Annotated in this window: 27 protein-coding genes and 1 tRNA gene; 14 read left to right on the top strand and 14 right to left on the bottom strand. The window is 31.7% G+C overall.

Going from position 1 to position 25,732, the window contains the following annotated elements:
* Positions 1-22 precede the first annotated feature (22 nt).
* Positions 23-556 carry a hypothetical protein gene (locus Q0857_RS03125; RefSeq protein WP_298531974.1) on the top strand — a complete coding sequence of 178 codons (534 nt, stop codon included), beginning with the start codon at positions 23-25 and terminating at the stop codon, positions 554-556.
* Positions 557-710: 154 nt separating this feature from the next.
* Here the strand turns inward: Q0857_RS03125 and Q0857_RS03120 are convergent, their stop codons facing one another.
* Positions 711-1,577: a PHB depolymerase family esterase gene (locus Q0857_RS03120; protein WP_298531971.1), complete on the bottom strand. Its 867-nt coding sequence runs from the start codon at positions 1,575-1,577 to the stop codon at positions 711-713.
* A gap of 10 nt (positions 1,578-1,587) precedes the next feature.
* The gene (locus tag Q0857_RS03115; RefSeq protein ID WP_298531969.1) at positions 1,588-2,340 is read right to left on the bottom strand and encodes a UDP-2,3-diacylglucosamine diphosphatase; all 753 of its coding nucleotides are present in this window, start codon (positions 2,338-2,340) and stop codon (positions 1,588-1,590) included.
* 163 nt (positions 2,341-2,503) lie between these two features.
* On the opposite strand from Q0857_RS03115, the gene Q0857_RS03110 reads away from it, so the two are divergent.
* From Q0857_RS03110 to Q0857_RS03080, 7 genes are all read left to right on the top strand, one after another.
* A complete protein-coding gene (locus Q0857_RS03110; RefSeq protein ID WP_298531967.1) occupies positions 2,504-3,073 on the top strand; it encodes a nucleotidyltransferase family protein in 570 nt (189 codons plus the stop codon).
* A gap of 110 nt (positions 3,074-3,183) precedes the next feature.
* Complete coding sequence (locus tag Q0857_RS03105; RefSeq protein ID WP_298531964.1) at positions 3,184-4,014, top strand: sigma-70 family RNA polymerase sigma factor; 831 nt, start codon at positions 3,184-3,186, stop codon at positions 4,012-4,014.
* Positions 4,015-4,072: 58 nt separating this feature from the next.
* A complete protein-coding gene (locus Q0857_RS03100) occupies positions 4,073-4,684 on the top strand; it encodes an NAD(P)H-dependent oxidoreductase (protein WP_298531961.1) in 612 nt (203 codons plus the stop codon).
* Between the two features lie 3 nt (positions 4,685-4,687).
* A complete protein-coding gene (locus Q0857_RS03095) occupies positions 4,688-5,203 on the top strand; it encodes a cupin domain-containing protein (RefSeq protein WP_298531958.1) in 516 nt (171 codons plus the stop codon).
* Between the two features lie 68 nt (positions 5,204-5,271).
* Positions 5,272-6,021: a DUF6597 domain-containing transcriptional factor gene (locus Q0857_RS03090; RefSeq protein ID WP_367278060.1), complete on the top strand. Its 750-nt coding sequence runs from the start codon at positions 5,272-5,274 to the stop codon at positions 6,019-6,021.
* A 135-nt stretch (positions 6,022-6,156) separates the two neighbouring features.
* Positions 6,157-6,549: a VOC family protein gene (locus tag Q0857_RS03085; protein WP_298531952.1), complete on the top strand. Its 393-nt coding sequence runs from the start codon at positions 6,157-6,159 to the stop codon at positions 6,547-6,549.
* 8 nt (positions 6,550-6,557) lie between these two features.
* Positions 6,558-7,229 carry a class I SAM-dependent methyltransferase gene (locus Q0857_RS03080; RefSeq protein WP_298531949.1) on the top strand — a complete coding sequence of 224 codons (672 nt, stop codon included), beginning with the start codon at positions 6,558-6,560 and terminating at the stop codon, positions 7,227-7,229.
* A gap of 245 nt (positions 7,230-7,474) precedes the next feature.
* On the opposite strand, the gene Q0857_RS03075 is transcribed toward Q0857_RS03080, so the two are convergent.
* The 4 genes from Q0857_RS03075 to Q0857_RS03060 form a co-directional block, all read right to left on the bottom strand.
* Entirely contained in the window at positions 7,475-7,930 is a 456-nt protein-coding gene (locus tag Q0857_RS03075; protein ID WP_298531946.1) for a 6-carboxytetrahydropterin synthase, read from the bottom strand.
* A gap of 107 nt (positions 7,931-8,037) precedes the next feature.
* On the bottom strand, positions 8,038-8,208 hold the full coding sequence (locus Q0857_RS03070) for a hypothetical protein (RefSeq protein ID WP_298531943.1): 171 nt from the start codon (positions 8,206-8,208) through the stop codon (positions 8,038-8,040).
* Between the two features lie 25 nt (positions 8,209-8,233).
* Entirely contained in the window at positions 8,234-9,568 is a 1,335-nt protein-coding gene (locus tag Q0857_RS03065; RefSeq protein WP_298531940.1) for an MATE family efflux transporter, read from the bottom strand.
* Positions 9,565-10,065, bottom strand: a complete 501-nt coding sequence (locus Q0857_RS03060; RefSeq protein WP_298531936.1) for a GNAT family N-acetyltransferase — start codon at positions 10,063-10,065, stop codon at positions 9,565-9,567. Before Q0857_RS03060 ends, Q0857_RS03065 begins: the two co-directional genes overlap by 4 nt.
* Before the next feature lie 58 nt (positions 10,066-10,123).
* Here Q0857_RS03060 and Q0857_RS03055 point away from each other — a divergent pair, with 58 nt between their 5' ends.
* Positions 10,124-10,918 carry a universal stress protein gene (locus Q0857_RS03055; protein WP_298531933.1) on the top strand — a complete coding sequence of 265 codons (795 nt, stop codon included), beginning with the start codon at positions 10,124-10,126 and terminating at the stop codon, positions 10,916-10,918.
* 35 nt (positions 10,919-10,953) lie between these two features.
* Here Q0857_RS03055 and Q0857_RS03050 read toward each other — a convergent pair whose 3' ends face one another.
* From Q0857_RS03050 to Q0857_RS03040, 3 genes are all read right to left on the bottom strand, one after another.
* Positions 10,954-13,860 carry an amidohydrolase family protein gene (locus tag Q0857_RS03050; protein WP_298531932.1) on the bottom strand — a complete coding sequence of 969 codons (2,907 nt, stop codon included), beginning with the start codon at positions 13,858-13,860 and terminating at the stop codon, positions 10,954-10,956.
* 100 nt (positions 13,861-13,960) lie between these two features.
* A complete protein-coding gene (locus Q0857_RS03045) occupies positions 13,961-15,073 on the bottom strand; it encodes an AraC family transcriptional regulator (protein ID WP_298531930.1) in 1,113 nt (370 codons plus the stop codon).
* Between the two features lie 38 nt (positions 15,074-15,111).
* Entirely contained in the window at positions 15,112-15,312 is a 201-nt protein-coding gene (locus Q0857_RS03040; protein ID WP_298531928.1) for a hypothetical protein, read from the bottom strand.
* A 250-nt stretch (positions 15,313-15,562) separates the two neighbouring features.
* On the opposite strand from Q0857_RS03040, the gene Q0857_RS03035 reads away from it, so the two are divergent.
* Both Q0857_RS03035 and Q0857_RS03030 read left to right on the top strand, forming a co-directional pair.
* Complete coding sequence (locus Q0857_RS03035) at positions 15,563-16,078, top strand: SRPBCC family protein (protein WP_298531925.1); 516 nt, start codon at positions 15,563-15,565, stop codon at positions 16,076-16,078.
* Between the two features lie 79 nt (positions 16,079-16,157).
* Positions 16,158-17,243, top strand: a complete 1,086-nt coding sequence (locus tag Q0857_RS03030) for an AraC family transcriptional regulator (RefSeq protein WP_298531922.1) — start codon at positions 16,158-16,160, stop codon at positions 17,241-17,243.
* Positions 17,244-17,319: 76 nt separating this feature from the next.
* Here the strand turns inward: Q0857_RS03030 and Q0857_RS03025 are convergent, their stop codons facing one another.
* Complete coding sequence (locus Q0857_RS03025) at positions 17,320-17,715, bottom strand: RidA family protein (protein ID WP_298531919.1); 396 nt, start codon at positions 17,713-17,715, stop codon at positions 17,320-17,322.
* 357 nt (positions 17,716-18,072) lie between these two features.
* Between Q0857_RS03025 and Q0857_RS03020 the strand changes: the two genes are divergently transcribed.
* Positions 18,073-18,149, top strand: a tRNA-Ala gene (locus Q0857_RS03020).
* Positions 18,150-18,208: 59 nt separating this feature from the next.
* Here Q0857_RS03020 and Q0857_RS03015 read toward each other — a convergent pair.
* Positions 18,209-18,622, bottom strand: a complete 414-nt coding sequence (locus Q0857_RS03015; protein ID WP_298531916.1) for a hypothetical protein — start codon at positions 18,620-18,622, stop codon at positions 18,209-18,211.
* Between the two features lie 222 nt (positions 18,623-18,844).
* Between Q0857_RS03015 and Q0857_RS03010 the strand changes: the two genes are divergently transcribed.
* Positions 18,845-19,255 (top strand): hypothetical protein, encoded by a 411-nt coding sequence (locus tag Q0857_RS03010; RefSeq protein WP_298531913.1) that lies wholly within the window; start codon positions 18,845-18,847, stop codon positions 19,253-19,255.
* Positions 19,256-19,294: 39 nt separating this feature from the next.
* Here Q0857_RS03010 and Q0857_RS03005 read toward each other — a convergent pair whose 3' ends face one another.
* On the bottom strand, positions 19,295-20,167 hold the full coding sequence (locus Q0857_RS03005; RefSeq protein WP_298531911.1) for a hypothetical protein: 873 nt from the start codon (positions 20,165-20,167) through the stop codon (positions 19,295-19,297).
* A 142-nt stretch (positions 20,168-20,309) separates the two neighbouring features.
* Between Q0857_RS03005 and Q0857_RS03000 the strand changes: the two genes are divergently transcribed.
* Positions 20,310-20,531: a hypothetical protein gene (locus Q0857_RS03000; protein WP_298531909.1), complete on the top strand. Its 222-nt coding sequence runs from the start codon at positions 20,310-20,312 to the stop codon at positions 20,529-20,531.
* Between the two features lie 198 nt (positions 20,532-20,729).
* Here the strand turns inward: Q0857_RS03000 and Q0857_RS02995 are convergent, their stop codons facing one another.
* Positions 20,730-24,038: a VCBS repeat-containing protein gene (locus Q0857_RS02995; protein ID WP_298531906.1), complete on the bottom strand. Its 3,309-nt coding sequence runs from the start codon at positions 24,036-24,038 to the stop codon at positions 20,730-20,732.
* Positions 24,039-24,055: 17 nt separating this feature from the next.
* A complete protein-coding gene (locus tag Q0857_RS02990; protein ID WP_298531903.1) occupies positions 24,056-25,732 on the bottom strand; it encodes a glycerol-3-phosphate dehydrogenase/oxidase in 1,677 nt (558 codons plus the stop codon).

The following is a 25,732-nucleotide window of genomic DNA, read 5'->3' as shown; positions in this document are numbered from 1 at the left end:
TTTTAAAAGAAGTTATTTAGCAATGAAATTTAAAGAATTACAAAAAGATATGTGTGTTGCCTACGTGGGAGGCGGAACAGGAGTTTTAGTTTCAAGTATTATATGGTTTGTCTCTGGAATAGTTGGAACTTATTCAACAGAGGAAATAAGTGTTTTAACTTTTTTTATAGGAGGAATGTTAATCTACCCATTAGGAATATTTTCCGCAAAGCTATTTCATAGAATAGGGAAACACCAAAAAAATAATCCACTCGCTTTTTTGGCTTTTGAAAGTACTGCAATTCTGTTTATTGGACTTTTTATGGCGTATTCGATATTCCATATAGAAAAAAAGTGGTTTTTTCCGGTTATGCTTATGATAATTGGAGCAAGGTATTTAATATTCCAATCAATTTATGGCATGAAAATATATTGGATTTTAGGGCTTTTATTGACGGTATCTGGAATGTTTTGCTTGATTTCGTATCAAGCTTTTCATGTGGGTGCAATTATAGGTGGAATTGTTGAAATTATTTTTGGAGTTTTAATTATTCAATTAGAAAGAAAGTCTAATTAAAACTCCAAAAAACATTTGACACAACACCATATGTTTTAGTCTTAATAATCACCTACATGCAAAAATTGGCGAGGACTTTATATCTGTGACTTATTTAGTTTGCTAACCTGTGTTCCTAAATTATGTAACAATAATAAATACAAAACCAATAGGTTTACTCTAGACTAAATTGAGATAAGAATTTCCAAATTACCGGTGTAGCTTCAAAACTTGTATTTCCTTCGCGTCCTGGCCATAAATGTGTACCTCCAACAACTTTATAATGTACAACATTAGGATTACCTTTATTATCGAGGTATTCATGTTTTTCAATGGTTTGTTCATCATTAAGATTAGCGTCTGGCACAGATGAAATTACTGGTGTTTCATTACATTTATTATAATCTACCCAAACTTTTATGGATTCACTAACAGACATTCCATACTGATTTCCCGAATATGGAACGGCATTATCGTTATCTCCATTAATTATTATGGCAGGCGTATTATGTGCCAGCGAGCACTTAAATAAATTTGAAGCCGGCAATGTGCCAGAAACAGGTGCAATTGCTGCAATCCTACTATTTAAAAGACAACCTGCTATAAAACTCATATGACCACCTTGAGAAAACCCTGTTATGTAAACTCTTTTTTCGTCTATAGCATAATCGTCTATTAGTTTATCTAAAAAAGAATTTATATAATCTACATCCTTTATTTGTCCGTTCTCATTAATATTAAAAAAATTCCAGGCAGGTACGTTGGCTCCATTTATGTTTCCTTCAGGACATGCTATTATGAAACCATACTTTTCAGCTAGAGGTTGAAATTGCGTGTATTTTAAAATCCATTTGGAAGGCTCACTATAACCATGAATAAGTAATAATAATGGTGCTGAATTTTGCTTAGAATAGGAACTGGGAATATATATTTGATGAATACGCTCTATATTGTCATGTTGCATTGTGCCGCTTATAGTTTCTTGTGCTGACGTTAAATTTATTGCGAAGCATAAAAGAAAAAAGAGAATCGTAGTTTTCATTAGATGTCGTTTAATATTTTTTTAATTCCATGGTCTTACCGTCAAAAACACCATAAGTATAATACTGAATCCAGTCGCCTAAATTGACATATTTAGAAGTCTCATTAAGGTCAATATTTAAAGGTAGGTGTCTGTGCCCAAATACAAAGTAATCGCGGTGTTTGTCTTTTAATTTGCGTTTGCAATATTGAACGAGCCACTCATTATCTTCCCCCAAAAATTTAGCATCCTCATCACCTGATATGAGTTTGTTTTTAATAGATAAATGCTGTGCCATTCGTACACCTAAATCTGGATGTAGCCACCTAAATAACCATTTACAAAATGGGTTTGTAAATACTTTTTTCATGCGTTTATAGCCCTTGTCGCCAGGGCCTAAACCATCGCCGTGACCTATAAAAAAGGTTTTATCATTAAAAGTGAATTCTTTGGGTTTATGGTAAACAGGAATATTGAGTTCTTCTTCAAAATAACCATTCATCCATAAGTCATGATTACCGACAAAATAGTAAATAGGGATTCCAGAATCACTAATTTCTGCTAGTTTACCCAAGGTTCTGGTAAATCCTTTTGGGACTACGGTTTTAAACTCCATCCAGAAATCGAATAAATCCCCTAAAAGGAATATCGCTGCGGCATCTTCTTTGACTTCATCTAACCAGGCGACAAATTTCTTTTCTCGAGGAAAAGAGGCTTCTTTTGTTGGAGCTCCTAAATGGTTATCTGAAGCGAAGTATATTTTTTTTCCTTTAGGAATTTGCATGTGTAAATATAATAATTCTTGAGAAGGCAGGTACCTTTGGAATAATTATTCGTAAACGACTTTTACTGCTTGACTTTGTCAGAAAAAAACGATAGATTCGTTTAGCCATCGATAAAGTTCATTGAAACAGAACTTTATTTTTGCATTGGCAGTAATTAGAAAAATGCAAAAATTAGAAAACAAACTAATAGAAATCATTGAAAATGATATTTGGATGACTAACATTTTGAAAATTGTTAGAGATTTAAACTTGAATGATTGTTGGATTGGAGCTGGTTTTGTAAGAAACAAAGTTTGGGATGAAAAACATAAAAAAGACAGAACTGAACTTAATGATATTGATATTATATACTTTGATACATCAAACTTGAGTAAAGAATATGACTTGCAAATAGAAAACAAGTTACGAAAACTGAATTCGGATCTAAAATGGTCTGTTAAAAATCAGGCAATAATGCATATTAGAAACGGACACCAACAATATACTAATTGTAATCATGCTATTTCTTTTTGGCCTGAAACTGCAACTTCAATAGCTGTAAGACTGAATCTTGAAAACCAAATTGAATATATAGCACCTTATGGTTTGGAAGACTTATTTAACCTTTTGGTCAGACCCACACCAAAATTTGATTTGGCTATTTACAATGCTAGAATAAAAAACAAGAGATGGAAAGAGAAATGGAACAAATTAAAAATAGAAACTGAATATAGCGATATTTTTGATGAATAGATTCATTACTGTTCTATCTAAAATAAACATCTTCTATATTATTTTAACAATTAATCTGTCACGTTTTTATAAGTTGAATTGTCTTAGTTTCTAACACACAAAATTTAGAATTGAAAAATTATCACGACATACTGTTTCCATTTGCATATAACATCCTTGGTTCTTCTGAAGATGCGAAAGATACTATTCAAGATATTCTTGTAAAGTATTTGATAATTGACAAAAAGCATATTGAAAATGAAATTGGTTATTTAATCAAGTCTGTCATCAATCAATCTATTAATGTAAAAAAAAGAAAGAGTAAAACAACAGCTACTAATGTTTGGCTTCCGGAACCACTTTCAACCGAAAATGCAGATGACAACATCAATTACAATGAGATTTTATCTTATTCAATGTTAACACTTCTAGAAAAATTAACGGCAAAAGAACGAGCCGTTTTTATTTTAAAAGTGGCTTTTGACTATTCTCATAAAGAAATTGCTGAAACCATTGGTTTTACAATTGAAAATTCAAGAAAATTATTAAGTAGAGCCAAAATTAAATTGAATAATAGCAAAACAAAAAACCATATTATTCAGAAAAATGAAACCCATAATTTGAAGCTATACATTGAAGCAATGCAAAATGGAAACATGTCTGCTTTAGAAAAATTATTATCTAAAGATATATTATTGGCTGCAGATGGAGGAAAAAACATTAAAGTAGTTAGAGAATTAACAAGTGGTATAACAAGTACCTCTAAACTACTACTTTATGTTTATAGAGCTTTTTTAACTGGATTAAAAACTAAATATAGCTACATAAATCATCAGCCTGCAATTTTATTTTACAAAAATGGAGTATTATACAATTGTCAAGTTTTTGAATTTGATAAAACAAAGATTAATGGCATTTATTCCATAGTCGATCCAGATAAGCTAAAATCACTTTCTATATAAAATCTGTCACATTTTTCCTTTCCAATTTGTCAATCTATTGAACATAAAATATCAATAGATGAAAAAATTATTAAGAATAGATTGTAGTTCTAGAATTGTTGGCTCACACTCAAGAAAATTGGCAGATTTTTTTGAAAAAAAATGGATAATAGAAAATCCGGATGGTATAGTTATTCGCAGAGATTTAGCGAAACAAAACATTCCACATATAAAAAATGATACTATTGAAGGCTTTTATACTTCTGAAGAATTTATGACCAATGAAAGTAAAAAAGCTACTGCATTGTCTGATGAGCTTATAACAGAATTAAAATCAGCTAATGAAATCCTAATTAGTAGTCCATTATACAATTTAAATATTCCTTCAAACCTTAAAGCGTATTTAGACCAAATTGTGAGAATTGGACACACTTTTAATATTAACGAGAATGGTTATTACGGATTACTAGAAAATAAGATTGCATTTATCATAACAGCAAAAGGTGGTAGTTATAAAGGCACGTTAATGGAACAATATGATTTTCAAGAACCTTATCTAAAAGCAATTTTAGCGCATATGGGTGTAAAAACGCAAAACATATTTTCACTAGAAGGAACAAGTGAACATAACATGATGAATCAAAATATACTTGTATTACAAAACGACATAAATCAATCATTAAAAAAATAAACTATGAATCTTACTAAAGAAAATTATTTTGAAGATGAATTAGAGAGTAATGCATCTATAATTCAACCGAATGAAGGCGAGAAATTAGAATTAAGTAGTATCTCTATTACATTTAAGGTTACTAGTGAAATGTCCAATGACCAATTAGGTGTATATGAAATTACGCTTCCGCCAATGGCAATTGGTGCAAAACTACATTACCACAGATTTATGGATGAAACTTTCATTGTAAATGAAGGGGAGTTAACCATGCAAGTTGGCAAAGAAGAGTACAAAGCCAAACCTGGAACTGTTGCTTACGTTCCAAGATTTACACCTCACGGATTTAAAAATGACACGGATAAAACTGTAAAACTGACCTTAATTTTTAACCCATCTCAAAAACGAGAAGGTTTTTTTAAAGGCTTACATGAAACCTTAAATGAAGTACCTATTAACCCTGAAAAATATTTAAAATTGTATAATAAATATGATAGTTTCCCTGTAGACACTTCTAATATGATACCTATTCGAAAATAAATCATTTAAAAAAAAGTGACTTTTACAAGTTACTAAAGTTGCTTTTATATTTTCGTTATAACTTTGAAGTGTTGAGCTATAAAGAATACATACCATCTAAAAATTTGAATTCAATTGTTGATACCATTTGGATAGCAACAAACAATGGACAGGAAAGAGAGTCTAGAATTTTACCAGATGGATATGTTGATATTATTTTTGAACTCGGTAAACAAATGCAGTTGAACTCTGGAAATGAAATTCGGATTTCAGGAATGATGACTAAATTCAAAAAAGTAGTTTCAAAGAAAAATTCAGAAACTCTTGGGGTTAGATTTAAAACTGGTCAGTTTAATTCCATCTCGAGTATTCCACTTTCAGAAATAAAAGACACAGCTATAAATGCATCAAACCTATTTCCTAAACTTAACAATTCATTTTTAGAAGAGCTTATTGAAAAAAAATGTCATTTTGAAAAAATGCAATTAATTAATAGTTTTTTAACAGCCGAAATAAATTGGACAGCTAAAAATGTAAACAAATTAGAGCGCTCGGTTTGTGAATCTATACGTGCTAATTATAGAGAACTAGATTTGGGTTTAATCGCTAAAGATCATTGTATAAGTTTGAGACAATTGGAAAGACGTTTTAAAACAATCGTTGGAATTACCATGAAAGAATATCATTCTATAATTCGTTTTAACAAAGCCAAAGATAGCATCATAGAAAATCCAAACTTGAGTTTATTAAGCATAGCTTTTGATAATGGTTATTTTGACCATTCTCACCTTACCAAAGAATCAAATAGGCTATCTGGCCTAAATCCTTCTGAATTATAACGTTGTCGTTTTTTTACAAAACTTAACCCATTCTTAACTTTTACATTTGTCATAAAAATAATTATGCAATATTTTTTGATGGCAGTTCTTATTAGCTCCTCTATTAAATCTTATTCTCAAACTAAAAACAACAATATGGCAAAATTAGAATCTCTTATACCAAACATAATGGTAAAAGACGTAAGCGCAACCTTAGATTATTACATAGACAGTCTAGGTTTTAAATTAATAGATACAAATCCTGAATCAGGTCAATTTGAATGGGGTTATGTAATGCTAGATAATGTAGGCCTTATGTTTCAGGAAGAAAAATCATTAAAAAATGAATACAAAGAAATAGAACCAATGCAAGTTGGAGGTGCGTTAACCTTTTACATTCGGATAAAAAACATACATGATTATTATAGTAAAATATCTGATAAGGTTACGGTAATAAAGCCAATAAACAAAACTTTCTACGGCACCAATGAATTTGCTATAATGGATATAAATGGGTTTGTTTTAACATTTTCTGAAACTCCAGAATAAATTGCTAAATGAATTTTGAAAAAATTGCAAAACAGTTAGCCAATCCCTCTGGGAAACTTGGAATTAATGTTGCTTTAGGCATGAATACCATGAATGAATTCATAAGTAGAACTACATATGAATTGCTAAAAATAAAAGACAATGAATCTGTTTTAGAAATTGGGTTGGGAAATGGCAACTTTATAAAGGATATTCTTAACTATGGTTCAAGAATATCCTTTACTGGGATTGATATTTCTGAGACTATGATAACTGAAGCTAAAAAAAATAATAGCTCTCTAATAGAAACAGGACATGTAGATTTATTTGATGCAGATGTTGAGAAAATACCTGTTTGGGATGAAACGTTTGATAAAATATGCACAATTAACACCATTTACTTTTGGAAAAATCCAGTAAAGGCATTAGAAGAGGTTTATAGAGTATTAAACAAAAATGGAATATTAATTGTTTCGTTTAGACCTTTTATTGAAGGACAAACACTCAACTTTACTAAATATGGATTTAAAGAATATCGAACCGAAGATTTTGAATCTTTAATTCAACAAACAGCCTTTAAAATAATTGAAAAAATTGAGAAAACTGAACCCGAAGTTGAATTTAATGGACAAAAACATAATCTGCTATCTAAGTATTTTATAATAAAAAAACTACCAACTCCGTATATAATTTATTGCTAGTTCTAGCCTATTTACAAAAGTCCTCACGGATTTTTTATTCGGTTTTTATTTGTTAACTAAGTTACTTAACCACGCAACAAACCGTATACAAACACGTTAAACGAACCATTCTAAAAAGCAACAAAATATCTTCTGTCTGTAAAAAAAGCTATGATACCTAACAAGGTTAGGGATTGCAGCGGCAGCCTTTTTTGCCTTTTCGGCAAGAAAGACACAGCGGAAAGCCCGACCCTTGGGGTAACGCCCTAAATATTGTCATACTCAAACCACTCTGCAAATGAAGTGTCGGTTTCCTGAAGTTTTAAGGAGTGTAGTTTTATGTGAATTGGTAGCCTTTTGTTAATTTTTTTGGCAAAATCTAAAACCATCATTTCGCTTGTAGGTTGGTAATCTACGAGCAGCACATTATGTCCGCGGTCTGATAATTCTTTTGCCAACTCTACATGCGGGGTGTTTTTATTGAATACGGTGGCGTGATCAAAAACATTTACAATTTCTTCTTTTACAATTTTTTTGAGATCGCCAAAATCTATAACCATACCAAACTTTACATGGGTGTTGTCTGTAATAGGTTTACCAATAACGGTTACCGATAGCTTGTAGCTATGACCGTGAACATTTTTACATTTTCCATCGTAACCATATAGTGCGTGACCTGTTTCGAAAGAGAATTGTTTCGTGATGCGAATGTTGTTTCCCATTATCTTCTTTTTCTTTTATTTACAAAATATACAATGATTAAAACTAGGGCTAAAAGGAGAAACAATCCGTTTCCGCTAACAAAAGACATGAGGTCCATAATGGTTGTTTATTGGTTTCTTTTTTTATTATATCTGTACATTAAATAAGCAAGAGCAACAAGGATAACAAAAGGAATCATAGACCCAATAAACACACCAATTTCGTAATTCTGATCCGGTGCATTTTTAATTTTTTCTTCAATATTTATATCTTGAAGATAGGTTATAAGTAGATTCATTTTGGTTTTATGCTACGAAGCAAAGTTAAGTGTTTTGGGCTAGTGGTAAAAATTGTTGCCTAAATTTTATAATTAAAGGAACACCTCTTGCTATAATCCAAAAAGTTATGGCAATAAATATGGCGTGTAGCTTATAACCTAGATGATCTAACAAAAAAAGGATGGGTATGAATATGATGAAGGTTGAAAATAAAAGGACGTTTCTTAAGTACTTCATTTTACCCAAGCCCTTAAAAATCCCATCGAAAATAAAAGCCAAAGTACATAGGGGTTGCATAACCAAAACAATCCAGAATATATTGTAGAAAGCGTTTAATACTTCTGGCTCTTTGGTAAATATTCGACCAATAGGATAATAGAATAAAGCTCCTAATAAACCCAAAATAACACCAATAATAACACCATATTTTATAAGTTTATTGCTCAATGTTATGAGGTCTGCATATGTTTTTGCTCCAAATAATTTCCCTGATAAAATATTACCTGCACTGGCGTAACCATCTACTATAAAAGCACCTAAAAACCATAAATTTATGGCAATGGTGTAAGCTGCAATATATTCTGCCCCATAGCTTGTAGCAAAGGCACTTGCAAAATATAAGGTGACGTTTAGGGCTATGGTTCTAATAAAAAGATTTAGAATCATTAAAATAAACCGCTTTATTTCTGGATTGAAAGGGAAACTAGGCTTTAATGGTATTGAAGTCTTTTTTAATAGGAAATAAATCGAAAACCCTGCCATTAGTATTTGTGCAATAACACTGGCATAGGCGGCCCCTTCAATATTCATAGGCGTAATAAAATCTTTTATTCCATAAACCAAAATAACATCTAAAATAATATTTGAAGCAGCACCAATCATGGCAATTATCATGGGGTAATAGGTGTTTTGTAGCCCTCTGAAAGCACCAAAAATAGCAATTGTGAATAGGGTAAACGGAAAGCCTAATACTCTTATTTTATAGTAAATAATACTATAATCTAGTATGATATTGGATGCATTATAGAGTTTAAAAATTTGTTTTGCGAAGGGGTAGGTACTAAAAATGATCACTACACTTAGTGCAGTAATAATAAAAATAGCTTGAGCAGGTAGGTTTTTTATTTTATCCAATTTGTTTGCTCCTACATATTGCGAAACTATGGATGATATAGCACTTCTGGTTTGCCCCAATACCCATATAAGCATGGATATAAAAGTGGTTACAATGCCAATTGCTGCTAAAGATTCTGTGGCGTTGATTGAAATATTCCCAACAATAGCGGCATCGGTTAAAGATAATATAGGTTCAGATACCCCAGAGATTAATGCGGGAATGGCTAATTTGTTTATATGTTTTAAACTTATATTGGTGCTCACAGGACGAGTTCATAACAGTAAAAAGGATGCTCACTTTGTTTTGGGAAATAAATACAGCCTAATTTTTTATAGCCCCGTTGTGTGTAAAACTTCTGGTTTCTCTGGTTTTGAGAAAAAGTATCAAGTCTTATGGATTTGCAGTTTTTTTCTATGGCTTGATTTTCATCAAAAGCCATAAGCTTTTGTGCATAACCCTTACTTTGACTTTTTGGGTGTACAGCTAAACGGTGAATGTAAATATTGTTTTCATTGCTTGTAAGCCACGAAACAGGAATATATTCTTCATCCATCACAGTAGAAATGGTAATGCATCCTAAAATTTTGTTTGCAATTTGTATAACGTATAATTCATCTCTTTCTAAATCCTTAATAAAAGGTGTTTTATTAGGGTAAAACGCATTCCATTGGAAGATGTTTTTAGTAATCATATCAGCAGCGCAAGCCTTTGTAATTTCTAGAATATTTTGAATATCACTTGGTACAGCCTTGCGAATCATTTAAATAATTTACTTTTGCATCAAATTTATTGTAAATTTAGCTTTAAACTTTACCATTATGAAGAATATTTTAGTTCCAGTAGGATCATCAAAAAATGCATTAAGCCATTTACAGTATGCTGTTGATTTTGCAGATGCGTTTGACGCAAAGCTTTTTATAGTTCAGGTTTACAACGTGTATACTAAAGCGGGGACCTTGGTGAAAGTTGATAAGATTATAGAGCGTGAAAGTGTTGAATTTTTAAATAATTTGGTTTCGCAAATTGATACTAGAGGTGTGGACATTACTGTAAAAGTATTAAAAGGGGAGCTTATTGATACTTTAGAATTAGCATGTAAAGCGGCAGATATTGACTTGGTTTTGGTAGAACCTCGAACTAATTCTATTAAAGATGAAGTTTATTTAGGTAAAACATCGGGAAAAATAGTAAAACAGATGGACGTGCCTGCTTTAATAGTTCCTGAGGGTTATAAGTTTACTAAACCAACAAATATTTTAATGGCTATTAAATCTGCTATTATTAAAAAAGAAAACGTGCTGCAGCCTCTTAAAGATATTCAGAACAATTTTAACACTACTGTTGACTTATTATTAGTAAAAACGCCATATCATAGAGAAGGCGATTTTGATGTAAATGAAGAGCTAAATGCGATATTAAGAAATACTACTGAATCTGTTAATGCCACAACTTTTCAAGGTGTGCTAGAACATTTTCAATCACATAATCCAGATATGCTCTGTGTTGTTAGACGCAAACGCGGGTTTTTCGCCAAGAAATGGGAAAAAAATACCATTTTGAAAAAAGACTTTTTTATTAAAACACCTGTTTTGGTGTTGAGTGGTTTAAAATAATGTAACTATAGGTATAGTTTTGTTTGTTTTGAATACTAGTGTTTTACGCTATTATAATGAGCTACTTCTTCTAAAAACAAATCTAATTGGGCTCTATTTAACCATTGCCCTTTTAAAATAACACCTTCTATACTTTTTGTATTCTTGATATCTTTTAGTGGGTTTTTGTTTAATAAAACTAGATTAGCATTTTTGCCTTCAGTAATCGTACCTTCCATAGAAATACTACCTAAATATCTAGAGGCATTTACCGTACTGGCCTTCAATATTTCATAAGGTCTTAAACCCGATTCTTGTAAAAACTCAAATTCTTTATGAATGGAAAAGCCTGGAACTACCATGCCAAAAGTATCACTGCCAGTAAGTAAAGGTACTTGGTGATCGTTTAAAACTTTGGTGAATTTTTTCATCCATACAAAGAACTTTTTAAAAAACTCATCCGAATCAATTCCAACTATTTTTTTACCTAAAAGCTCTGCTCTATAATGGTTTTTTTCAGTTAAATAATTTTCGTATTCACCTCGTGTTAAATAATTGGATTCAGGATGCTTTTGTAATGCTTCAAATTTCTGCTCATCAAAATATTGTAAAATCATTTCAAAAATGACTAAGGTTGGTACAACGTACAAACCACTTTCTTTTATTTCTCGTGCTGCATTGTTTAGGAACTCTATATCGTTGACTAAGATTTTGGAGTTTTCGAAATTATCTACTTTTTCATATACATTTTCTTCTTGAAATATATAAATGAACTCTTCAACATGCTCAATCGATTTCATTCTAAGTGAATATTCCAAGGGTAAATTATGTTGACCATGACCAATTACAGTTATTCCATGTTTATAAGCTTCATCAAGTAATTTCAAGTAATTATCTTTTGGAATATCCACACCATCACCAATTTTTAAAAAGTCATATTTTTTTTCCTTATGCGTTTTAACAACACGCTCTATATCCTCAAATGTTTTTAATTGCTCATAACCTAGATACGGACCTGTTGTAAAATAGTTAGGCCCTAAAATATCTCCGTTCTTCGTTTTTTTTCTTATTGCTATATGATCTTGCCCTCCGTATTCGGCCATGTTTCTGGCAGTAGTAATTCCATTGGCAATTAGTAATTTAAATTCGTTTTCAATTGGACTTTTAGTGTCTCTCCAATGATAATGCATTTCAGATAAGCCCGGAATTAGATATTTGTCTGTAGCATTTATTGCAGTATCAGGATTGTATTTTGGAGCTGTTTTAGATGAAGTTATACTTGTAATTTTTCCATCAACTATTATAACACATTGGTCTTTTAATACCACGTTTTTTGTCATTGGGATGACATTTACGTGTTCAAATACAACCGTGTTTGTATGCCTGTTTAACCAGTGTTTCTTTATCTTTAATTGAGTATCAGTACTGTTTTTATTAACTGATATTTTATTATCCACCAAATTTAGACCTACCATATCAAAATAGGTTCGATAGTTTATCGGAGAGCTTCCTTCTACATGGTTTTTAAAGAAAACGCCAACTGATGGATAACTTAGTTTTGTGATTTCATCTAACAAATTGTCATCTTCAAAAGGCGTGTTTTTTCCATATTTTTCTGAAAGTGTTTTCATTAAAGTTAGCAAGCTTTTTTCGCCATCACTTTCTTTTCGAATTAAAATATCTAAACACATGCCTATTAAAGCTCCTTTTTGATACACATTAGGGTAATTTTTACTGTATGGTTCGAGCAATATATTTTCGCTCATTTCAGTTGAACTCATGGCGTCATTATACCGTTCTGAACGCTTTATTTTACTTGAAATAATGTTGTAGAATTGTTCTTCTGTTATAAGTCCTTGATCTATTTGGAATAGTTTAGAAAAGTATTCTGTTACGCCTTCATACATCCACAAATGTTTAGAAAAACTGGGATTGTGGTAATTAAAATCATGTATATCTTCAGAATGTATGCTCAATGGCGTTATTGTGTGAAAGAATTCATGAGATATAAAATATTTTAAGTCACCATAGAGTTCTTCTTTATTTGTGTTTTCAGGCATTACCATAACCGTAGATGTATGATGCTCCAATGCGCCATAATCTTTAGGTGAAATTTTTACACCATCAAAAAAATAAATTTGAATGTCGTACCTTGATGTGGTAGTCCCAAAACTTTTTAAATAATTTATTTGAGATTTCATGGTGTTTTCGACCACTTCTTTTATCTCTTTGGATGTATAAATATTGTTTGGGGAGTATGTGCTTATTACAATTTCAATATTATCAATTTTGAATGTTTCAATATCAATATGACCATACATGATAGGGTTATCTATTAAATCAAAATATCGTAATGCAAAGAAATTATTTGTAACTACTTGTTTTTCAGTATCTTTTGAGCTAGATTCTAATGGTAATGCCGTGGCATATTTATAGGTTTCAGGAGCACTAATTTTTAGATTGTAGTTGCTGTTTTCTAAACCATTGAAATAGCCAATGAAACCATGTAGATTTAAAACATAATTATCTGGATCTATATTTGTACCAGCAGGAAACTGAGGAATATTATCAAACTCACCTTCTTTTAGGTCGTAGGTATCTTGAATGAAATAAGTGATTTTAGATAATTTTTTTGCTTTATCTATTACCCAAGAGTTAGTGTCTGATCGAGAAACCTTGAGTTCTTTTCCTTTTTTATCAAATGCTTTAAAATGATGAACGAATCTTCCAAAATCGCTGATGGCGTAAGTACCTTGAACCACTTTTGGGAGTCTGTATATAATAGATTTGCTTTCCAAGCCAATAACATTTATGGTAACAGGTACCATATCGTCAACAACTTGACTTAGGTCAATAGTACCAGAGATTAGAGGAGATTCTTTTGGTGGGTGGTTTTTGGCTTCTGAAACAGAAAAACACAGAAGGAATATTATAATTACAGGAATTTGAAAAAAGGCTCTCATTTAGTTTTGGTTTGTCATTATATGATTAGTTATAGCAAAAATTTAACTTTATTACAAAATTAAGATTATCAAAACAGAAAAATAAGTCCCAATACACGCATTAGGACATTTTATTGACATTATTTTTGAATTGAGTTGGTGTTAATCCTGTTTCTTTTTTAAAAATTCTATAGAAACTACTTTTTGAATTAAAGCCACAAATTTTAGCAATACCCGTTATGGAGTATTTATCAACGGCTTCAGATTTTAGCTTTGATTTAGCTTCTTCAACTCTAAGTGAATTAATTAAATCGTAAAAAGTAGTATGCATTGTATCGTTTATGACATTAGATAATTTGCGTTCAGGAATGTTTACTTGTATGGCTAATTCACTAAGGGTTAGTTCTGGAATTAAAAAATGCTTGTCTGTATGTAAAGCGCGTTCTAATTTTTCTTTGAGAGCTTTTAACTCATGAGTGTCGCCCTTTTTAGGTTTATTCAAATTAGCGGTTAAAAAATTGGGCAGAAAAATGGTGGATTGCGTTAAGCCATAATATCCTAAATATAGCATTGAAATGACCAAAACAACTACGGTAACATATGCCAGTTCAGCCGCATTTAAATTAAAAAGCATTGCAGAAAAAATGAGTAATACATCAAACAGAATTACGATTAAAAAGCAAAGCACAAAATTTCTGATCCATAAAAAATCCTTATTGCTAATATTGGAATACTGTTGTTTGATATTGTTTTTGGCACTATAAAAAAGGCGTAGTGATAATACTAAGTAAAAAAGACTTATGGTGTCTTGAAAAAGCCCTTGTGTATAATCGTTATCAATAAAGGATAAATGCGTAAAAAATTTTCTTTCCCCAATGTGATTTACAACCGAAGGAATAATATAAACAATGAAATAGAGTGTAAATGGTACAAAATGAATCAGATTCTTTCTGAATAACGATTTGTAGGGGCGAAAAATAGATTTAATATACACATAAATTAAAGGAGCTAAAAACAATCTAACGCCATTAGCAAAAATAAACGTGAGAATATAAAGTAAATCAATACTATGTAGTCTTCCATAAAAATGCACCAATGAAACTAACACAAAAGCCCAAAGAATAATAAGAATCTTATGAGGTGTTTGCTTAGTTTTTATTTTAAAAAGACCTAACAAAACAAATACATTTAAAACGATTCCCGTAATAATTATAAAATCTGCTATGAGTTTCATGGGCATGAAATTGGAATAACAAAAGTAGACTTAACAATTTAAAATACTAATTGAATTCTGGAATTAAGTTTATTAGTCTCTCCTTTTTCAATATATTTTTTTAGACCAAGACGCATAATATTTACGTTTTTCCCCATCTTCTTTTGATAAGAGTACTCATCAACTAAGTAGAACGTTTTTTGGTTTATATGAAGAATTTTATACATCTTGAATCCTTTTGGTAAGTAAAGATTAGCCATGGAAAATGTTCCAAGTTTTGCTTGAAGAAGTGTAAATAGCAATATGTTTATTGAGTTATAAGGATGCTTTTAATTTTTACATAACCATAGTTTTATGTTCTAAAACATCCCATTTTTAGTTTAAAATAGTTCGATTTCAGAAGTCGAACCTCTCTCATACTCGATTTTTTGGTTGCTTTATTCTTCAGTTATAGGTTTGCGGCGAAGTTAATTCTTCAGTAAGAATTTTATAAATATTAAACTTTTAAAAATGAAAACAAAAAATGTAATTTTAATGGTATTAACCTCAATCCTAACTTTTTCAGCAAACGTAATTAATGCGCAGGATTCTGGCGCAAAAATAACGGTAAATGAGGTGGTAGACGTCTCAGCCGATAAAATATGGAAGGTGCTGAAGCAAATGGATGATGTTGATAAATACTCTCCTGCAATTGATAAAGTAGTTTGGACTGGTAAACATGGCGTAGGAGGTGAACGGGTATGTTATGGCAATGAAAACAGTTTTTATGTGAAAGAAAAAATTGTAAAGTTTAACGATGCTGAGCGTTCATACAGTTATGCCGTTATTGAAGGTGCTCCTGCAAAAGGTATGGTTAACACATTTAAAGTTGTTGATTTAGGGGCCAATAAATCTAAGGTGGTTTGGTCCACAAATTACATCTCTTTTATTGAAAACCCAAGGTATACTGAAGATCAGTTTCGTGGAGCTACCGAATATGGGTTTAAAGATTTTATTGGTAAAGTTGCTATAGCAGCTAATAAATAATGATTTAATTAATTGAGGTGGGCAAAAGTATGCTAGCCTCAATTATTATTCTTTAATTTGAAATAAATTAACTTAAATCATGACTAAGGCTTTTGAATGGTTGATAATTTTTGGAATTCTGCAGGGTATATTTTTACTGCTCATAATATTAAGTACACCAAAACTTCGCAATAAAAAAAATCGTTTTCTTGTATTGTTAATTGTGTTTCTTACCATTGGTCAAACGGGAAGGTTTAGCTATGTTGAGTTTTTAAATGGCGGAAATCCTACTTGGATGGGAATAGCCGATATTGTACTTTATACATTACCAGTTAGCTATTTTTTATATTTAAAAGATCAGTTTAAATTAAAACCTAGCAGATATGGGTGGTTACATTTTATCCCTTCACTGATTCAAAGTGGATTCATTATTTTAGGTCTTTTAAATCCTAACCCGAATATTAAGGAGACTTTTCAATCTGAAGAGACCATACGGTTTTTCAACATATTTATGGGTATTATTATCCTGTATCATTTAGTTTACTATGTGTCTTCAATAGTTATTACAAAAAAGTTTTTTAGTAAAATTAACAATCGATTAAGTTTTCAAGTAGAGAGCAAATATTATATAAGGTTTTTGGCAATTTTAGGTTTAGGATATGCCTTTTGGATATTCTATTTTATAAAAAGTACTGTTTTTAACGCACCATCTTTGTTTGATTATGGTATGTTTTGGGGCGTACTATCTTTAACTATTTGTTTTATTGCCTATAGCCTATTACAAAACCCTAATCAGTTTTATTTAGAGGAAACATTGGAAAAATATAGCTCCTCAAAACTCGAAAAATCAGATGTCTCTAGGCTAAAGCAACAACTAGAACTTCTCATGTTAGAGCAAAGGCCATATTTAAATAGTAAACTAACCCGAAAAGATATAGCTAATATGACCCAAATTTCAGAGCCAGATGTATCCCGAATAGTTAATGAAGGTTTTGGCTATAATTTTTTTGAATGGGTAAATTACTATCGTGTCAAAGATTTTATGGAGCGTGTTGAAAGTAAACTAAATTCAAACTTAACGCTTTTTGGTGTTGCTCAAGAATCAGGATTTGGTTCTAAGTCTACTTTTTATAAAGCTTTTCGTGATATAACCGGAAAAACGCCGACAGAGTATTTTGGTAAATAGTTTATTGCTTAGTTTAGTTTTAATTCGTTCATCACTTTCAAAATTTGCGTATTTTTTGATTTGGAATGTTTCCCTGTCATATTAATTCTTTTACTGCAGTTCCAGTAATTTTAATTTTTCCACCAAAAGGTAAAGCTTCAGCCTGATATATGGTTCTGGCAGGTCGTTTATTAGCTGGGAATAATTCCATAAACAGTCTATTTATTTCGGGTAAATCATTTAGATTGTCAAATGCAATGTCAATAAAAACAATGTCTTCTTTCTCAAAATCAGCATTTTTAATAGCTGAAAAAAAATTCGAAAATGCTAAATTTCCTTCTTCAAGTATTGTCCCAGAAACATATTTTCCATCAGTATTTACAGATAACTGACCACTCACAAAACACATGTTATTTACAACAACTGCATGACTAATAGGATTTGACCAATTAGGAAGTCCTTCACCTTTTGTTATATAATTTTTAGTACTCATTATTCATGCTGTTTTAGTTATTACTGCCTTTAATATTATATTTAATGGATCTTTAGGTACTACTTACCTTAGTTTTGGACTTTTGTTGAGTATAAAGTTAGGTATTTTCATGTTAAGATTTCGGTAAGATTTATTTGTTAATTCAAATATTCATATATTTCTGCATTAATTGTTTTTCTTCTTTAGAATAGATGAGTTAAAGGTTTTTAATTTAAAAATCATTTTGGAGGTGAATACAAGTTGCGAATTTTTAGGCTTAAATGCATACATTTGTATCCAAATGCAGGTAAATGCAGCATAGTTGAAATACTATAATATGTATTGTAAACGCTTGTAAATACTGTAAATAAGGAGAAAGGGGATGTAGCTCAGTTGGCTAGAGCGCTTGACTGGCAGTCAAGAGGTCGTCGGTTCGAATCCGATCTTCTCCACCAGTAAAAGGTGTTCAATGTCTTGAACACCTTTTTTATTAATTTTATATCTACTGTGATTTTTAAATTACAGGAACTTCAATAGTTAAGAAGACATCTTGTCCGTCGGCATCTTCTCCTTGATAAAACTTAAAAATATAAGGTTCGGATTGTAGTGCTTGTACAGGGATCGAAAAAGTTGTTTCCCTAATGTTTAAAGTACATGGAACGTTATCATCTACATGTCCTATAGGATAAATAATCCTCGATGTTCCTTCATAGAAATAGTCATATTGGTTATAATAATAATAACAACTATTAGGTAATTCTATAGTTATGTTAATTCTATAAGTGTTTCCATGAACAAATTCATCTGGAAGTTCAGCACTTATAACATTTACATACTCTAAGTGGTATGCATGGTCGTTGTTATCATCGTCAGTACTACATCCAAATATTATTAAAGAGATTATAAAAAGGGAAATTAGCTGTTTCATATTACATATTTATGGTCAAAAATAGACATCTAAAATGGTCCGGGGTACGACATTTAATGTCGTCAAAGGTTTAATTATCAGGTATTTTTGGTTTCAAAAACCTCGAAGAAATAATGATGTATATTTTACATAAATTTCGGCTAATGAAGTTTCGGACATTTTATGTCGCATGTAATATTGTTCCTTCAATGTAATTTTGTTTGACACTAAAATCAAGATATCGTGAGCGCTTTATTCAAAAAAAAGAAAAGAAGATATGGTTTTGCAAGACACCCGAGGCTTATGGCTTTTAGCAGGAGCTTGACTCTAGAGCAAAAGGCAGCAATGGCTCATACATTTTTAAAGATTATGAGAGCAGACGGACCTCCATTGAATCTTGAAATGTACAATTATATTTATGAGCAATTTGAAAGTATAGGTTTTGGTGTTAAATCTAAGTATATGAAAAACTATAGTTTGAATAATTTAGATGACACCTATACCGAGATTAATAACCTGTCTATTGATCAAAAAAGGTGGTTTGCTATTGCCTTGCATGCTATGCTTTATGAAATAGGTGTTAAACCTTCTTTTAGGCATATTCAAGATTATTTAACTCTTGGAGTACAAACATCCAACCCTTTTATAAAATAAGTTACAGTATATAGTTTAGAACAAGGAATGTATGTCTTTTTAATCGGACAAAAACAGATTAAAATTACCTTCAAAAAACCTAGGAGGAGCCTCTAAGCCCAATGTCTTCTGCAATACCTTATCTTCCCATACAAACTTAAGCCCGATTTGTAGGTTTATTTGATAGTTATCATCCCTCTCCGTGTAACCACACATTATATAATTACTCTTATTTAGGTCTCTAAAAAACCTAAAAAAATGTGCCATGACATAAAAAATAGTGTCGTTGCAATCGCCAGTAATATCATATCTATAAAAAATGGGTTCCTCTAAGGTATGGTAGTTAACTAAATCTGAAGCTCTTAAATCTTTGTTTGTGATGTCTTTATTTCTTAATTTTTGATAAGTGTTTTTATTAATTGGTAAAACAATACAATGGCCATTATAATACCCAGATTTTCCTGTGTGTACAAAATTTAATTCTGGAAGTAATCGTATGGCTTCTATTATGAGATCGGCATTTACATAGTTGTTATCCCTCTTTTGAGAATCAATAAATTGTGCTATATATTTAAAATCCAAATCAAAATCAATGGTTCTTAAGTTGGGTGAGGTAATTTCTATTTGATCCTTAAACCAGTTTAATTTAGGAAGATCAGTAGTTTGTTTTGATAATGAATATTTACGAGTTTTAAAATTGTAGAAAGTTGGTATCGGAACTACTGCATTTAAGTTATGTATAAGTTGATAAGGCATGAGGGTTGCTAGTACAATGCTTTCTTCTTTCTCAGATTTTATTAGAGTCAAATTTTTCTCCCATCGTTGTACCGTTCTAAGATCCACATCTATGGCATAGGCAAAATCAGATTGCGAAAGTTTATTGAAGTTTCGATAGTCAATAAAAAGAGCTCCTATGGAACTATATGGATTCATTAAAGTACCTTTTTAGTAAGTAAATATAACTAAAATGAGTTATTTCAGACATGCCGTGTCATATTTAAATTGATTCATAGTCAGTAGATTTGGACACTTTAAAAAGTTTATTGTGTCCATGCTTTTGTTCAAATTAAAACTTATGGAAAGTACGTTACGAAAAGGTACACATAAGGACGAAGAGCAGTTAGAGACTATAATAAAACTTGAAAAATTGCTGCTTAAAGTTAGTCTTGAAGATGAAGAAATGCCCGAGCATTCCTATGAGAAAGCACTTCTTCTTTTGAATGATATTAATGGAGAAAGGCTAACACATAAAGAAGCGAAATTACTGCATAAGCTCATAGATAAAAAATTTACTTAGGACACAAGATGTCGCATAGACAAAAGAATTACGGGAGTATATTTGTGGTGTAAAAACCTAAGAGTGACTAAGCTAATAATTAGGTTTTTAAAGTTTGATGGTTAAGTTTGTTTATAAAAATGGAACTAGGTTAATAGCGATGATTAAGTTTGATTTTTGATTGATGGCAGCGTTTATACGCTGCTTTCTTTTTTTAGATTATTTGTTAATTTTTATAAATTGTAAGTAATCATTGTTTTTTACAGCTATTAAATAGTCTTCTCTTCCAACGGTAATAGGACTCATATCTTTTACATCACCAACAGTGAAAAAACCACTTTCCGAGGGCGGTATTGGCTGAAAAGAACCGTCATTACTTCCTTTTAGAAATAGTCCATAACCAGCGTCATTTCTGGGAGTTTCTACTTCAGATGAAAATAAGTTTCCCGAAATTAAAGCATCAAGGTTTCCATCGCTATCAAAATCATTCACCAATATTTTATTAATGCCTGAAGTTTGCGCCTCCGCAGGAAGTTTATGAATAATAAATTCTCCGTTTTTGTTTTCTAAATAAATACTTGCGAACGATTTAACTTGGTAATGTGTTGCAGACTCTAAAGCGTCTTCTTCATAAACATCTACCAGAGTAGCATTAGAGAATGTTTCGTAATCTTTGAATTTGTCTTTTATTTTTGGAATTTGTTGTGACGAACATTCACGCCCCCTAACTGGGTATTGTTTTCCACCATTATAGTAGCTTAAAACAATATCGTTCTTACTATCCTGATCAAAATCGTTAACGTAAATATCAAAGGTTTCATTTTCAGTTGCTTTGTATTTATAGTTTTGCCCATTGTTTCCAAGGATATAATCCATATCGCCATCGCCATCAAAATCTCCTTGGTTGATGCTCCACCACCATCCTGTTGTATCTCGATTTAACCCTAAACTTTCAGAAACGTCTTTGAAAGTTCCTTTCGTGTTTTCAAAAACACGAATAGGCATCCATTCACCAACAATAATAATGTCATCGTAATTATCATTGTTAAAATCTGTTATAACCGCTGAAGTTGCCATTCCTAAACTTTTAAACGCTTTCGCTTTAGTATGAGTAACATCTTTAAATTGTATTAAACCGTTCTCGGTTTTGTTTTCTAATAAATAGCTATTGGCTGGGGCAGGATAGCTTCCGGGAATTTGTCTCCCTAATACTAGTAAATCTTGTTTTCCATCGTTATTAAAATCAAGGTTATAGGCTTTTGATCCGCTAGTAATCATTTCAGGTAGTCCATCTGATTTGGAGAAACCCCCAGTGCCATTATTTACATAAAGCCTATCTTGAAGCATTTTAGATTTTGATGAAAATTCATATCCGCCGCTTACTACGTATAAATCCTTGTCACCATCATTATCTGCATCAAAAATCAATGCACCTATATCTTCACTTAGTTTATCTTTTTCAAAAATGGAATCGTTCTGCTTTTCAAATCCGTTTTTGGTTTGAAAAAATAAACTTCCTAATCTATTAAAAGCCCCACCAATAAAATAATCGTCAAGTCCATCATTATTTAAATCGCCTACGGCTAAGGCGGGACCAAAATTCGACATTTTATGAGGTAACAAAACTTGATATTTAAAATCGTCAAATTTATTTTCGTCATGCCTATGTTCTGGAAAAACTCCGGCGATATCTGAATTAAAAAGAGATGTATTCTGTTCAATGTTTTCAGTTATAACCGATGCATTTTCATGTTTAAAACGAAGTGTTTGATTTACAGATACGTTATTTTTAATTTCAGTTGTACCATCGGTCCAAATCACTTTTAACTCATCAATGTTGTCTGCTTTTCCCAATCCGAAATGCAATTCGGGTGCGACAGATGATTGAAAGCCCCGTGTAAGAGTTAGTTCTTGCATTTGAGTTTCATCATCGAGCGTTATAAAAACACGATTACCTAACCCAAACTTGTTGTTTACAGTACCTTGAAAATTAATAGTAATATAATTGTTGGTTTCCGAACTATTGTTTTGAAAAACGGATGCTTTATCGTCAATATTATTAGTAATAATTTCTAAGTCGCCATCATTATCTAAATCGGCATAAGCCACACCATTTGAAAAGCCTTTAAACTCAATGCCCCAGTCTTTATTGGCTTGATTAAAGCTCAGGTTTCCGTTGTTTTTATAGATGAAGTTATCAATTCTTTCAGATGGAATCTTCAAGCTCATTTCAAGAGTTTTATCACTTTCAATAGTAAAGGCATCATCAATTTGATTGAAAAAATCGCGGTTGTTTACTTCCCGTCTTGTTCCGTTGGTAACGAATAAATCCTTTAAACCATCGTTATCGAAATCTGCAAAAAGAGGGCCCCAACTCCAATCTGTAGAAGATACACCTGAAATACGAGATACATTTGAGAAAAATGGATTCCCATCTTTAAAAACACCTGTATTCATTTGTAAACAGTTTTGCATGTATTGATAATGAAAACCAGCATCTACAACACCCCAAAACAAATCAGGATTCATACCTGCCATATTCGCCTTTTTGCGCTTATTAGTTTTGGCATCCATATCGACTTGAAAAACATCTAGGTTGCCATCGTTATTGAAATCTGAAATATCTGCACCCATACCATAAAATGCGGTATGCGAGGTTGCTTGTTTAACTACTTCTCGAAAGGTGCCGTCTTGATTATTCATGTATAAATAATCTGGAGAAGCAAAGTCGTTTGAAATGTAAATATCTGGCCAAGTGTCATTATTCAAATCCCCAACAGTGGCACTTAGTGTTAATCCAAAACTTGTTACCCCAGCTTCACGTGTTACATCTACAAATTGTCCGTTTTCGTTTTTGTATAAATGATCGCTTTCAACGTCAGTTACCGTTTTCATTTTTTGTTCGTAAACATAAACCGAAGCATTAAATTTAGTAATAGGGTAGTTGGCTACATAAACATCTAAATCCCCATCTTTATCATAATCGAAAAAGGTAGCTTGAACACTATTTCCAATATCGGCCAAACCATATTCCTGGGCTTTTTCAGTAAAAGTGCCATCTTGATTATTTATGAATAATTGATTTTCTTTAGGTTGAAATTTGCCTGCTACAGAACAGTAAATATCTAAATACCCATCGGCATTTACATCTGCCATGGTTACACCAGTGTACCAGCGATCATCACCCGAAACACCTGATTTTTTAGTAATATCTTCAAATTGAAGGTTGCCTTTATTAAGGTATAGTTTGTTTGAAACCTGATTTCCAGTAAAAAATACATCTTTCAAACCATCATTATTAATATCACCCACTGAAATACCGCCGCCCATATACAAATAGGAATAGGTAAAATAGTTTAAGCTGTCATTTTCTGTAAGTGTATTCGAAAAGTCAATACCAGAAGTAGTTGAATTAAGTGTTTTAAATAGGGTCTTTGAAGTAGAAGCTTTTTCCTCTTTTTTGTCACAACTGAAAAAGAGCAACATTAAACATAAATATGAGACTAATTTTAATAGGCTATTTTTCATGTGATTAAGTCAATGTTTTACTCAAATTCTTTTTCGTAATAAGTACTTGCGTCTTCTAAAAGTAATTCCATTTTTTCTTTTTCAGAATCCATACGTTTGGTATCCCAATTTAAATAATTTGCACAATCAATGGAAATGATTTGCATATACTTTTTTACACTAGGAATATCGAAATAAAGCCGACCTGTTCTTCTCACGAAGAAATCTGTTAGACTATTAGTCATTTCATGATGGATGCAAAACCAAAGTTCGGCTCTAATAAGTCGTTCTGGGTGCTTTTTGTTTTCGAAAGATTTAGATTTTTCAATAATAATGTCGGCTTGTTTTCCATAGGTTGTGCATAAATACCAAGCATAATAACCATCATCAATAGCCCATTCTAATAGTTTCAATTCTAATTCTTTTTGATATAAGGTGACGTCGTGAGAGTTCTCAAGGGCAGGTGTCACCAAATGAATTTTTTCGGTTTTAGATTTTTTTAGATTTTTGGTGTGTTTTGTTTTCATGGTTTTTAAAACCGCTTCAATAACACGATGTGCCATTCTGCGGTAACCCGTTAATTTTCCGCCAGCTATTGAAATTAATCCGCTTTCAGATACAAAAAGCTCGTCTTTTCTAGATAATTCTGATGGGTCTTTATCTTCCTCATGGATTAAAGGTCGTAAGCCTGCCCAATTGGATTCGATATCATTAATATTAAGATGAACATCAGGAAATGTACTATTAATGGCATTCAAAAGGTATTCTGCATCATCTTTAGTAGCTACGACACGTTCTAAGTTTCCTGAATAATTGGTGTCTGTGGTTCCAACATAGGTAGCTCGACCTCTGGGGATTGCAAAAATCATTCTACCATCTGGTACATCAAAATAAAGTGGCTGCTTTACCGGTAGTTTTTCAAATGGAAATACAATATGAACCCCTTTTGTTAAATGTAAATACTTGTTGTTCATAGAGTGGTCTTTGATGCGCAGTTTATCTACCCAAGGACCAGCTGCTGAAACGTAGTTTCTGGCTTTAATTTTGAAGGTATTTCCTGTATTGTTGTCTTTACAGTTAAGATTTTTGATTTTAGAATCTTTATTATAATCAAACGATTCCATTTCACAATAATTTATAACAGTAGCTCCATACGATACGGCCTTTTTCAGAATTTCAATAGTTAATCTTGCATCATCCGTTCGGTATTCAGCATAAAGTCCGCTTCCTAAAATAACTTTCTTATCAAGTAAAGATTCTTTTTCAAGAGTTTCTTCCTTGTTTAGCATAAGGCGTCTATCATCTCCTTTTACATCAGCAAGAAAATCATAAACTTTTAGCCCGATGGAAGTCATCATTTTTCCATAAGTACCACCTTCTACTAAGGGTAATAACATTTTTTCTGGAATAACTAAGTGCGGGGCTAATTTATGAACAATGGCGCGCTCAGAGCCTGATTCCCTTACTAAACCAATTTCAAACTGTTTAAGGTAACGCAGTCCGCCATGAATTAGTTTAGTAGATTTATTACTTGTGCCAGAGGCAAAGTCATTTTTTTCTAAGAGGCATACTTTTAGACCACGTGAAGCGGCATCTAAAGCAATTCCTGCTCCAGTGACACCACCTCCTATTATGGCCAAATCAAACTTTTGTGTTTGTAATTTTTCAATATGTGCAGTTCTATTTAAAACTGAAAATTCTACTCTATTTTCCAT

The sequence above is a fragment of the uncultured Algibacter sp. genome, assembly GCF_947495925.1.
Taxonomy (GTDB): Bacteria; Bacteroidota; Bacteroidia; order Flavobacteriales; family Flavobacteriaceae; genus Algibacter_E.
Note: the sequence above shows the minus strand (reverse complement) of the source record. Positions and strands in the feature narration are given on the sequence as shown.